This window comes from Clostridium sp. CTA-17 (genome assembly GCF_054767895.1).
In genome coordinates, this window is the sequence record NZ_BAAABF010000002.1 from 48,523 (window position 1) to 60,873 (window position 12,351).

Annotated in this window: 10 protein-coding genes; all 10 read left to right on the top strand. The window is 29.1% G+C overall.

Going from position 1 to position 12,351, the window contains the following annotated elements; genetic code table 11:
- Positions 1-15 precede the first annotated feature (15 nt).
- A complete protein-coding gene (locus tag ACYUCG_RS04560; RefSeq protein ID WP_460268198.1) occupies positions 16-1,722 on the top strand; it encodes an ABC transporter ATP-binding protein in 1,707 nt (568 codons plus the stop codon).
- The gene (locus tag ACYUCG_RS04565) at positions 1,722-2,552 is read left to right on the top strand and encodes an energy-coupling factor transporter transmembrane component T family protein (RefSeq protein WP_081092173.1); all 831 of its coding nucleotides are present in this window, start codon (positions 1,722-1,724) and stop codon (positions 2,550-2,552) included. The genes ACYUCG_RS04560 and ACYUCG_RS04565 overlap by 1 nt, the downstream gene beginning before the upstream one ends.
- A 251-nt stretch (positions 2,553-2,803) precedes the next feature.
- On the top strand, positions 2,804-3,625 hold the full coding sequence (locus ACYUCG_RS04570) for an alpha/beta hydrolase (RefSeq protein ID WP_460268199.1): 822 nt from the start codon (positions 2,804-2,806) through the stop codon (positions 3,623-3,625).
- A gap of 580 nt (positions 3,626-4,205) precedes the next feature.
- Positions 4,206-5,315, top strand: a complete 1,110-nt coding sequence (locus ACYUCG_RS04575; RefSeq protein WP_460268200.1) for a BMP family lipoprotein — start codon at positions 4,206-4,208, stop codon at positions 5,313-5,315.
- A 149-nt stretch (positions 5,316-5,464) separates the two neighbouring features.
- Positions 5,465-7,000 (top strand): ABC transporter ATP-binding protein, encoded by a 1,536-nt coding sequence (locus ACYUCG_RS04580; protein WP_415318852.1) that lies wholly within the window; start codon positions 5,465-5,467, stop codon positions 6,998-7,000.
- Positions 6,990-8,087, top strand: coding sequence for an ABC transporter permease (locus tag ACYUCG_RS04585; RefSeq protein WP_283677824.1), 1,098 nt, complete (start codon positions 6,990-6,992; stop codon positions 8,085-8,087). The genes ACYUCG_RS04580 and ACYUCG_RS04585 overlap by 11 nt, the downstream gene beginning before the upstream one ends.
- The gene (locus ACYUCG_RS04590; RefSeq protein ID WP_139933631.1) at positions 8,087-9,040 is read left to right on the top strand and encodes an ABC transporter permease; all 954 of its coding nucleotides are present in this window, start codon (positions 8,087-8,089) and stop codon (positions 9,038-9,040) included. Before ACYUCG_RS04585 ends, ACYUCG_RS04590 begins: the two co-directional genes overlap by 1 nt.
- Positions 9,041-9,250: 210 nt before the next feature.
- Positions 9,251-9,619, top strand: a complete 369-nt coding sequence (locus ACYUCG_RS04595) for a CoA-binding protein (protein ID WP_139933630.1) — start codon at positions 9,251-9,253, stop codon at positions 9,617-9,619.
- 250 nt (positions 9,620-9,869) lie between these two features.
- Positions 9,870-11,159, top strand: coding sequence for an NCS2 family permease (locus ACYUCG_RS04600; RefSeq protein ID WP_060796010.1), 1,290 nt, complete (start codon positions 9,870-9,872; stop codon positions 11,157-11,159).
- A gap of 153 nt (positions 11,160-11,312) precedes the next feature.
- The gene (locus ACYUCG_RS04605) at positions 11,313-12,230 is read left to right on the top strand and encodes a patatin-like phospholipase family protein (RefSeq protein WP_060796009.1); all 918 of its coding nucleotides are present in this window, start codon (positions 11,313-11,315) and stop codon (positions 12,228-12,230) included.
- Positions 12,231-12,351 lie beyond the last annotated feature (121 nt).

Below are 12,351 nucleotides of genomic sequence, written 5' to 3' on the forward strand. Positions count from 1 at the left end.
GAGTAGCAGATTGATATGGAAAGAAAAGCAATAATAGAGTTTAAAGATTTTACTGCTCATTATACAGTTCAATCAAAACCAACTTTAAATAACATAAATTTAACTATATATGAAGGAGAAAAAGTTCTTATAGCTGGTCCTTCAGGATCAGGAAAAAGTACATTAGCTAACTGTATAAATGGATTAATACCATTTTCAACTGATATTGAAATTTCAGGAAGCCTTAAAATAAAAGGAAAAGAAACTAAAGATTTAAGTGTTTTCGAAATATCTAAAATGGTAGGAACTGTACTTCAGGATCCTGATAGTCAATTTATAGGATTAACAGTAGCTGAAGATATAGCTTTTAAACTAGAAAATAACTGTGTATCTCAAGAAGATATGAAGAAAAAAGTTAATTATGTATCAAAAATAGTTGATATAGAAAATAGATTAGAATTAGCTCCATATAGGCTTTCAGGAGGACAAAAACAGAGAGTAACTTTAGCTGGAACTATTGTTGATGATGTTGATATACTTCTTTTTGATGAACCTTTAGCTAGCTTAGATCCAGCAGCAGGGAAAGCTTCTATAGAACTTATAGATAAAATACAAAAGGAAGAAAAAAAGACAGTAATAATAATAGAACATAGATTAGAAGAGGTTTTAAGTTGTGATGTAGATAGAATAATACTTATGAATGAAGGAGAAATTATTGCTGATACAAATCCAAATAAAATCCTAGCTTCTAATAAATTAAAAGAGTGTGGCATAAGAGAACCTTTATACATAACAGCTCTTAAGTACAGTGGATATGAATTAAATAAGGAAATGAACCTTGAGCATATAGATAAGTTAAAACTTAGTGATGATGGCGAGAAATTAAAAAATTGGTATAAAAGTTTAAATTTTAATAAGAAGGAAATAGAAAATGAGGCCCTATTAGAATTTAAAAATGTATATTTTTCTTACGATAAGAAAAAAGATATATTAAAAGATATTAATTTTAAAATTAACAGGGGAGAGATAGTAAGTGTAGTTGGAAAGAATGGTGCTGGTAAATCAACTATATCTAAGCTTATATGTGGCTTTTTCAAACAATCAAAGGGAGATATAATGTTTGAAGGAAAAAGTTTAGACGGAAAGACTATCAAGGAAAGAGGAGAAGAAATAGGAGTTGTTCTTCAAAATCCAAATCAAATGATATCTAAAACAATGATTTTTGATGAAGTTGCATTAGGATTAAGAGTTAGAGGAATTGATGAAAAAGAAGTTAAAGAAAGAGTAAATGAAACTCTAAAGACCTGTGGTTTATATCCATATAGAAACTGGCCAGTTTCTGCACTGAGTTTTGGACAGAAGAAGAGGGTTACTATAGCCTCAATATTAGTTTTAAATCCTAAGGTTATAATACTTGATGAACCAACAGCAGGACAAGATTATAAACATTATAATGAAATAATGGAGTTTCTTCTAAAACTTAATAAAAAGGGAGTTACAATAATTTTAATAACTCACGATATGCATTTAATGCTTGAATATACAGATAAGGCTATTGTAATTTCAAATGGGGAAAAAATAGCTGATACAACATCAGCAGAAATACTTACAGATGAAGAAGTCATAGAAAAGGCAAGTTTAAAAGAAACCTCATTATATGATTTAGCCTTGAAATTTAAGGTGGAAGATCCTAAGGATTTTGTTTGTAAATTTATTGACTTTGACAGGGAGGCAAGAAATTAGTGGATGCAATGCTTACATACATAAAAAAAGAATCTCCTATTGATAAACTTACTGGAGCAACTAAACTTATTTGTTTTATATTTTGGACATTAGCCGCCATGCTTACATATGATACAAGAGTGTTAATTGGAATGCTTATATTTAGTCTAATTATATTTAAAGTCTCAAAAATAGAGTTTAAAGAAGTTTCTTTTATAGTTTATTTTATATTATTCTTTTTACTTTTAAATGATTTAGCTATTTTTATATTCTCACCTTATGAAGGGGTTAATATATATGGAACAAGACATGATATATTTCATATAGTTGGGCCATATACACTAACATGGGAACAATTATTTTATGAGTTCAATGTTACATTAAAATATCTATCAGTTATACCTATGGCACTTTTATTTATACTTGCGACCAATCCAAGTGAATTTGCTGCATCTTTAAATAAAATAGGTGTTAGTTACAAAATATCATATTCTGTATCAATAGCTCTAAGATACATACCAGACATTCAAAGGGAGTATCATGATATATCTTTTGCACAACAAGCAAGAGGAATTGATATGTCTAAAAAAGAAAAGTTAGGAAAAAGAATAAAAAATATGTCATCCATTTTAATGCCACTTATTTTTTCAAGTTTAGATAGAATAGAAAATATAAGTACAGCAATGGAGCTTAGAGCCTTTGGAAAGAATAAAAAAAGAACTTGGTATAATGAAAGAAAATTTTCTAATGGTGATTATTTAGCTATTATTGTAGTTGTATTAATATTTGTTTTATCATTGTGGTTTACATTTAATAATGGAAGTAGATTTTATAATCCTTTTGTAAATTAATAAGAGAAGAGATAATCTAATAGTGGATAGAAAGTTTAATAAAGATAAGTTATATTTCATATGACTTATCTTTATTTTATTTCAAAGAAATGCCTTTTTATTAATGATTTTTGAGTTAATAAAAAAACAAAAGATAAAAATGAAATAAATATTAATAAAATTTAAACAAAGTGTTGAAATTGTTAATAAATATAAGGTATATTTGTATGTGAGAAATTTAAATGTAATTTTAAAGTTTAAGGAGATTATAAATGTATGAGAGTCAGAAAGAAGAGAAAAAATTAAAGAGAAAATTGTTTTTTAAATTCTTTAACTACAATTTCTTAAAGGATAGAAATATAGAATATAAAGAGTTTAGATATGGTGATAATAAAAGAGATTACTATAGGGTATATAAAGGCTATGATAAAAGAAAGCCTACCATATTCTTTATATATAGTGGAGGTTTATGGAAGGGAAGCCCTAAAGGCTGTGCAGCTATAGGTAAGTTTTTCTATAAATATGGCTTTACTGTAGTAATTCCATCCTATGAGCTAGCTCCAGAACATAAATATCCAGTTCAAATGGAAAATATATTTTCAGCATTTAAGCATTATGTAGAAAATAATAAGCCTAATAGAATAGTAGTTATGGGATATTCTTCGGGAGCAGATTTAGCTGCAAACTTAGTTTACAACGAAGACATGAAAGAAAAATTTAATATAGACAGCAATATAATATCTTTTTTTATAACACTAGGAGGAACCTTAGATTTTAGTCAATGTAATTCTAAAGAATATGAAAAGTATATAAAAAGGTATTTATATGGAAAAGAACAGATTTTTGATGTTAATCCAATAAATCTACTAACGGAAAATTTACCTAAAATTCCAGTGCTATGTGTCCATGGAGCTAAGGATTGTATAGTTGGTTGTGAAAATTCTAAAAGATTTGTAGAAAAAATAAATAAATTTAAAGGAAATGGAGAATTTTTAAAATTAGAAGGATATCAACATTCAGATTTGTTAAATTTATTTATAGGATTAGGAAATGAAAGAACTGGAGATATAATGAGTTTTATTAATAGATGTTAAATTTATATTTAGATCATAGCAATTTTGCTATGGTCTTTTTTTATAATTTTTATTTTAATAATATTTTTATGTTAAAGTAATGATTTTAATAAATAAATTTTTAATTGTTAGGAATAAAGAGTAATAATTAAAAGTATACATTAATATATGAAAATGTTTAACTCTATGAAATGTTATAATGTTTAATTCATGAAAGCGCTTTCTGAGAGTTTTTCTTAAGTGTTAATAAAGTTGAAATAACTTATATATAAATTGTTAAACCATAAGAAAATATTGATGTAATAAATATACAAAAAATGATAAAAAAGGTTAAAATACATAATATGTAAGTTTGAATTTTATATAGAATAATAAATTATGTCTAATTACTATAAAAATGAAAATAAAATATTAAAATAAAAAAAATGTTATAGAAGGACATCGCTTTCACAGTTTAATATAATCTTGTAAACTCGAACGTTAAGTTTAAAATAGCTTATGAATATTAGCTTATTACATTTTATTATTAACTTAACTTTAAGGTTAGTACATAAGCTTTAAAATAAGAATTATTTTAATAGGTATTAAGGAGGATTATTAAATGAAAAAGAAATTTCTTTCTGCTGTGTTAGCAGTACTTACAACAGCTACTTTACTTGCGGGATGTGGTGGTTCAAATAGTGGACAAGCAACAGGTGATAGTGGTTCTAAGGAAAATAAAATGAAGGTTGGTATGGTTACTGATGCTGGTACTATAGATGATAAATCATTCAACCAAGGAACTTGGACAGGAATTGAAAAGGCTAAGAGTGATTTAGGAATAGAAAATAAGTATTTAAAACCAAATGGTACAACAGAAGCTGATTATTTAAAAGAAATAGGAAATCTTTATGATGCAGGATTTAAATTTATAGTAACTCCAGGATTTAAGTTTGAGACAGCTATATATAAAGGACAAGAAAAATATAAAGATGCTAAATTTGTTTTATTAGATGGTTCTCCTCATTCAGGTGAAAAAGATGCAAAACCAGAGGTAGGACAAAATACAGTTTCAATATTCTTTGCTGAAGAACAAGCTGGATTTATGGCTGGAGTTGCTACAGCTTTAGAACTTAAAGAAGGCGACTTAGGATTTATAGGTGGTATGGAAATTCCACCAGTACAAAAGTTTAACTGGGGATTCCAACAAGGGGTAGCTTTTGCTAATGAAAAATTAGGTACTAAGATGTCTCTTCAAGAAAAAAATGTTATATATCAAGGATCATTTGATGATTCAGCTGCTGGTGGACAAATAGCCGCTCAAATGTACGATAATGGTGTAAAAGCTATATTCTGCGCTGCTGGTGGAGTTGGTGTAGGAGCTATACAAGAAGCAAAAAATAGAACTGCTTCAGGAAAAGAAGCTTGGATAATTGGTGTTGACGTTGACCAATATGATGATGGTATATATGAAGGAGATAAATCTGTAATACTTACTTCAGCTGTTAAGAGAATAGATCACGCTTCATACGATATGATAAAGAAAGAATTAGATGGAAGTTTCCCAGGAGGACAAACTTTAACATATGATGCATCAAATGATGGTGTAGGTTTACCAGATAAGAATCCAAACTTAAGTGAAGAAACAATAACTGAAGTAAATAAAGTATTTGAACAGTTAAAAAATGGAGAAATAACAGTTTCTGCTGAGCAAGGAGAATTAATAAAGTAATTTAAAAATTCAAGGAAGTTTTTATTAAGGAGATGGGGCTTCCCTCTCCTTTTATTTATATTAAGTTAATAATAGAAAAAATAAATTTATGATATAGAAATCAAAATTGTTAGAGGTATAGAATTTTTTAGTATTAAGGAGGAGAACTTATGGAATATGTAGTAGAAATGCTAAATATCCGTAAAGAATTTCCTGGTATAGTAGCAAATGATAACATAACTTTGCAACTAAGAAAAGGAGAAATACATGCTTTGCTTGGAGAAAATGGAGCAGGTAAATCTACTTTAATGGGAATTCTTTTTGGAATGAACCAACCTGATAGAGGAATCATAAAAGTTAAGGGTAAAGAAGTTAAAATTACTAACCCTAATGTTGCCAATGACCTTGGAATAGGTATGGTACATCAGCATTTTAAACTAGTTGAAAATTTTACCGTAACTCAAAATATAGTTTTAGGATGTGAGCCTAAAATTCTATTTGGATTAGGAATGGACTTAAATAAAGCAGCGAAGAGAATTGAAGAATTATCAAAGCAATATGGATTAAATGTTGATCCTTATGCGAAGATTGAAGATATATCTGTTGGTATGCAACAAAGAGTTGAAATATTAAAAATGCTTTATAGAGATGCTGATGTTCTTATATTAGACGAGCCTACAGCAGTTTTAACTCCGCAGGAAATTGATGAACTTATAAAAATAATGAAAAATCTTATAAATGAGGGAAAATCAATAATAATTATCACTCACAAACTTAAGGAGATAAAGGCAGCTGCAGATAGATGTACAGTTATAAGAAGAGGTAGATATATTGGGACTGTAGATGTAAAAATTACTAGTGAAGCTGAAATGGCTAAGATGATGGTGGGAAGAGAAGTATCATTTAAAGTTAATAAAAAGCCAGCTAAGCCTGGTGAGGTAGTATTAGATATAAAAAATCTTTCAGTTAAGAATAATAAAAAAGTATTAGGATTAAAGGATTTTTCTATTGATGTTAGAGCAGGAGAAATAGTAGGGATAGCAGGGGTAGAAGGTAATGGTCAAAGTGAACTTATTGAGGCTATTACAGGACTTAGAAAAAGTGAAAGTGGAACTATAAACTTTAAAAATAAGGATATAACTAGAGAATCTATAAGAAATAGAATAAATTCAGGTATTGCACATATTCCAGAAGATAGACATAAAAGAGGGCTGGTTTTAGATTACACAATTGAAGAGAATATGGTTCTAGAAGTATATGATAAGAAACCATTTTCAAATAAAGGTTTATTAAACAAAAAAGAAATAAAAAAATATGCAGAAAAAATAATAGATGAATTTGATGTAAGGTCTGGTGAAGGTGCTGAGTCTGTAGCAAGATCTCTATCAGGGGGAAATCAGCAAAAAGCAATTATAGGACGTGAAATAGAATTAAACCCAGAACTTTTAATAGCAGCACAGCCTACAAGGGGACTTGATGTAGGTTCTATAGAATATATTCATAAAAGACTTGTGGAACAAAGAGATAGTGGAAAGGCTGTCCTTTTAATATCTCTTGAATTAGATGAAATATTAAATGTTTCAGATAGGATTGCAATAATAAATAACGGAGAACTTATAGGCATTGTAAATGCAGATGAAACTAATGAAAATGAAGTAGGTCTTATGATGGCTGGTATAAAAGGAGGAGAAAAGCATGAAGTTTAAACAGTGTATTATATCTTTAATGGCTATTTTATTGGGACTTATAGCTGGTGCTATTTTAATGGCTATTATGGGTCATAATCCAATAGATGGTTATTCTTTCTTATTCCAAGGTGGACTTATGAACATAGAAAGAATAGGAAATACTTTAGCTACAGCTACTCCTCTTATATTAACAGGGCTTTCATTAGCTTTTGCTTTTAGAACTGGCTTATTTAATATAGGGGCTCCAGGACAAATGCTTATGGGAGGATTTTTTGCTACAGCGGTAGGATTAACAGTAAAATTACCAACTCCAATATTGCTTCCATTAATGATTATTGCTGGAATATTTGGAGGAGCTTTGTGGGCATTTATCCCAGGCGCTTTAAAAGCTAAGTTTAATGTTCATGAAGTTGTTTCAACTATAATGATGAACTGGATAGCTTATTGGATAGTTTATTATATGGTTCCTATGTATTTTAAGGGGGAATTCTTAGAAACTGAATCAGCACAACTTCCAGCTACAGCTACTTTAAGAATACAAGCACTTACAGATTTCTTCCAAGGATCATTTATAAACATGGGAATATTAATAGCAATTGTTTCTGTATTTGCTATTTGGTTTATACTAAATAAAACAGTTTTAGGATATGAATTAAAGGCCGTTGGATTTAATAGAGATGCTGCAGAATATTCAGGTATTTCAGTAAATAGAAACATAGTATTATCAATGATGATAGCTGGTGCTTTAGCAGGACTTGCAGGTGTTGTTCAATATACAGGAAACGCTACAAGCATACAAATAGGTGTTATGCCAACACAAGGATTTGATGGCATAGCAGTAGCTTTACTTGGTGCAAGTAATCCTATAGGAGTTTTATTCTCAGCTTTATTCTTTGGTATCTTATACACTGGAAAAGGATTTATGAACGCTATGACAAGCATACCGCCAGAAATAGCAGATACTATAATGGCTACAATAATATACTTTGCAGCTACCAGTGTAATAATGGAAAGAGTGTTTAATAAATTCCAAAAAAGAAAGAAAGATAAATTAAATAAAAATACCAATCAGGAAACAACTAAAGAAAGGGTGGTGAGCAAGTAATGTGGGGAACAATTCAACAAATATTTCCGTATGCTATAGCCTTTACTATACCTCTTTTAATAACCGCATTAGGTGCTTTATTTTCTGAAAGAAGTGGTGTAGTAAATATAGGACTTGATGGTCTTATGATTGTAGGATCTTTTACTGGAGCATTTACAGTTTCAAAGCTTCAAGAGGCTATGCCAGGTAGCTCACTTCCTTTATGGATTGGTTTAGGAGTTGCAGTTTTAGTAGGAATATTATTTTCTTTATTACATGCTTTTGCAAGTATAAATTTAAATGCAGATCAGGTAATAAGTGGTACGGCTATAAATATGATAGCTGGAGCTTTAACTGTATTCTTAGCTAGAAATATGACAGGTAGTGGTAATATAAGAATTATGCAAGGTTTTATACCAAAAGATATTCCAGTATTATCTTCAATACCAATAATAGGAGATTTATTCTTTTCAAAAACTTATGCAACTACATGGTTAGTTATTGCAATACTTGCTATAAGTACATTCTTATTATATAAGACAAGTTTTGGATTAAGGCTTAGAGCTTGTGGTGAACATCCGCAAGCTGCTGATGCCGCAGGTATAAATGTTTATAAAATGAGATATATAGGAGTTATGATATCAGGAGCATTTTCATCTCTTGGTGGAGCTATAATACTTGTGACTTACGGTGGAGAATTTACTGGAAGCGTTGCAGGACTTGGATTCCTAGCTTTAGCTGCTTTAATATTTGGTCAATGGAAGCCATGGGGAATATTAGGAGCAACATTATTCTTTGGATTTGCCACAACTATAGCAAACGTATCTCAAATAATACCATCACTTTCAACTATACCTCCAGTAATACTTAAGGTATTCCCATATGTGGTTACTTTAATAGCGTTAATAGTATTCTCTAAAACATCCCAAGCACCTAAGGCTGCTGGAGAACCATATCAAAAGGATAAGAGATAATAAATTTTAAAAACTTATCTCTGGATAGTATTTTATTATATCCAGAGGTAGGTTTTTTATTTTGAAAGATATTTAAGTAGTATCTCTTTAAGGAAAAGAATTTTTAATATATATAAATTAAAAAAATAATATAAATTGATTTGTATCATTTATATTTTAAAAATAATTAGCCATAATAGGATTAAGTAAATTTTAACGGGAGGAATTAATATGGGAGCAAAAGATTTTTTAACTTTTAAAAATTGGTGTGTTGTTGGTGATGTAGGTAATGAGAAAAAGTATGCATATAAAATATTAAATAAGCTTAATGAAAAGGGATATAATGTAGTTGGCGTTAGTTTAAAAGGAGGAGAAAACATATTTAAAAGCTTATCAGAAGTTCCTTATAACATTGAGGTTATAGATTTATGCATAAATCCTATTAAAGGAATAGAATTTATTAAAGAGGCTAAAGCTTTAGAAATAAATAAAGTTTTAATTCAACCAGGTGCTGAAAGTGAAGAGATTTTGAATTTTTGTAGGAAGAATGGTATTTGTGCTATAGAAGGATGTGCATTGGTGGAATTAAGTAGAATGTAATATTAAAAAGTTCGCATGTTTAATAAAAAAGTATCTATTGAATAGATTTAAAGTATAAAAATATGTTTTTATACGTATTATAGAGAAATTAATTTACTTAAATATACGTATTTTACAAATGATAATTACAAAAAAACTTATTAATTTCATTTTTTCGACAAAAATATTCGTAAAAGTATTGATAAATATAAAAAATCTGATAATATATTAAAGGTGATTTAGAAAAACAAATGAAAGAAAGAGTGAGATTATGGAAAAGTTCTTTAGGCTTAAAGAAAATAACACTGATGTAAAAACAGAATTTATTGCTGGATTAACTACTTTTATGACAATGGCTTATATACTTATAGTAAATCCATCAATATTATCAGCAGCAGGAATGGATCAAGGAGCTGTATTTACAGCAACGGCTTTATCAGCAGTAATAGCAACTTTAATAATGGGACTTTATGCTAAGTTACCATTTGCACAAGCTCCAGGAATGGGATTAAATGCATTTTTTGCTTATACAATAGTTATCCAAATGGGATATTCATTTGAATTTGCTTTAACTGCAGTTTTATTAGAAGGAATAATATTTATACTTTTAACTATATTTAACGTACGTGAAGCAATAGTAGACTCAATACCAAAGGGAATAAAGAATGCTATATCAGTAGGTATAGGATTACTTATTGCCTTAATAGGATTAGAGGGTGCAGGAATCGTAGTACATACAGATGGAGGAACTATAGTTTCTTTAGGAAACATAGTTTCAGGATCAGGACTTTTAGCAATAATAGGACTTTTAATAACAAGTGTTTTAATAGCTAAAAATGTTAAGGGAGCATTATTTATAGGTATGATTATTACAGCAATAATAGGAATACCTATGGGAATAACTCCATTACCAAGCAAGATTATTAGTATGCCACCTTCAATAGCGCCTACTTTCTTCAAGTTCGATTTCCACAACATATTCTCTTTAGATATGGTAATAGCATTATTTACATTATTATTCATGGATATGTTTGATACAATAGGAACTTTAGTTGGAGTTGCAACTAAGGCTAAAATGTTAGATAAGGATGGAAAAGTACCTAACATAAAGAAAGCTTTATTTTCTGATGCAGTAGGTACAACATTAGGAGCTTGTTTAGGAACAAGTACAGTAAGTACTTTCGTAGAGAGTGCTTCAGGGGTTGCAGAGGGAGGAAGAACTGGATTAACAGCAGTTTCAACTGCATTTATGTTCTTCTTAGCTTTATTCTTCGCTCCATTATTTGCAGTTATAACTCCAGCGGTTACAGCATCAGCTTTAGTTTTAGTTGGATTATTTATGATAGAACCAATAAAAGAAATAGACTTACATGATTTTACAGAAGCTATACCAGCTTTCTTAACAATAATCATGATGCCATTTGCTTACTCAATATCAGATGGTATAGTATTTGGAGTTATATCATACATAATATTAAAATTATTCTCTGGAAAAAGAAAAGAGATAAGTTTAACTACTGTTATTTTAGGATTAGTATTTTTACTTAAGTTTTTAATATAATAATTAGTACAAATAGACTATGTGATTTTATCATATAGTCTATTTTTATATAATTTATTATCAATTTTTTGCATAATGTAGTAAAATAATATAATATAATGGATATCTTATTGGTATAAAACGATTCATTTAATAATGAATGGAGGAAATATTATGAAAGTTGGATTAGTTTTATCAGGTGGGGGAGGAAAAGGAGCATATGAACTAGGTGTTTGGAAAGCTTTAGTTGAAATGAAATTGGACAAGTACATAGAAGTTATATCAGGAACTTCTATTGGTGCATTTAATGCTGCCCTATTTGCTCAAGGGGATATGGACAATGCTCAAGCCTTGTGGGATGAAGTTACTATGGAAAAATTAGTTCCTATGACTAAAATGGATTTGTTAAAAAAAGGTGTAGCTTTAGCTTTAGGAGTAAAAAGTATTAACTTTGTAAAAAAACATATGTCAGATAGGTTAGAAAATGGAGATTTTCCTAAGGATGGAGCTTATGAAGTTGTAAATAAGTTTATAGATATAAATAAGGTTAAAGAATCAGGAAAAATTTGTTATGCTGCCTGTACGGAATTACCAGATTGTAAGGTTAAATATTTTAGAATTAATGATTATGATGAAGAGGTAGGAAGAGAGATAATAATGGCCTCAGCATCACTTCCTTTAATATATGATAGCTCAGAGGTAGATGGTAAAAAGTATTTAGATGGAGGAATGGTTGATAATACACCAATTCAACCTGTTTATGGAGAAGGCTGTGATTTAATTATTGTAGTACATTTATCTAAAGAGGGAACTGTAGATAGAAGCCTTTATCCAAATGCTCAGATAATAGAAATAGTACCTAAGAGTTTAGATGATAGCATGATAAATGGAACGTTAAATTTAGATATAGATGCAAAAAGATTAAGAGCACAGCAAGGTTATGAGGATACTATGAATCTTATGAGTCCTATAATAAGTTTAGCAAAAACTAGCTTTGAATTTGAAATGAATGAAAGAAACCCAATATTATATAAGTTGTTTAATAGTTTTAAGGAATTTAAAGAAAAATGTTCTAAAAGGCACTATGGTTAAAAAAGCTATGGTGTTTTTTTATTTATAAAATAAAAATTAAAGAAAAGGTTACTATAAGAAATAAAGGATTTTTAATTATAAAAATAAAACGTATTAACTAATAGAGATTTTTCAAGTGTTT

Bases quoted from the DNA above. Each gene is read 5' to 3' on its own strand.
- ACYUCG_RS04570 (WP_460268199.1), top strand. From the start codon at position 2,804: ATGTATGAGAGTCAGAAAGAAGAGAAAAAATTAAAGAGAAAATTGTTT.
- ACYUCG_RS04585 (WP_283677824.1), top strand. From the start codon at position 6,990: ATGAAGTTTAAACAGTGTATTATATCTTTAATGGCTATTTTATTGGGA.
- ACYUCG_RS04590 (WP_139933631.1), top strand. From the start codon at position 8,087: ATGTGGGGAACAATTCAACAAATATTTCCGTATGCTATAGCCTTTACT.
- ACYUCG_RS04595 (WP_139933630.1), top strand. From the start codon at position 9,251: ATGGGAGCAAAAGATTTTTTAACTTTTAAAAATTGGTGTGTTGTTGGT.
- ACYUCG_RS04575 (WP_460268200.1), top strand. From the start codon at position 4,206: ATGAAAAAGAAATTTCTTTCTGCTGTGTTAGCAGTACTTACAACAGCT.
- ACYUCG_RS04580 (WP_415318852.1), top strand. From the start codon at position 5,465: ATGGAATATGTAGTAGAAATGCTAAATATCCGTAAAGAATTTCCTGGT.
- ACYUCG_RS04605 (WP_060796009.1), top strand. From the start codon at position 11,313: ATGAAAGTTGGATTAGTTTTATCAGGTGGGGGAGGAAAAGGAGCATAT.
- ACYUCG_RS04600 (WP_060796010.1), top strand. From the start codon at position 9,870: ATGGAAAAGTTCTTTAGGCTTAAAGAAAATAACACTGATGTAAAAACA.
- ACYUCG_RS04560 (WP_460268198.1), top strand. From the start codon at position 16: ATGGAAAGAAAAGCAATAATAGAGTTTAAAGATTTTACTGCTCATTAT.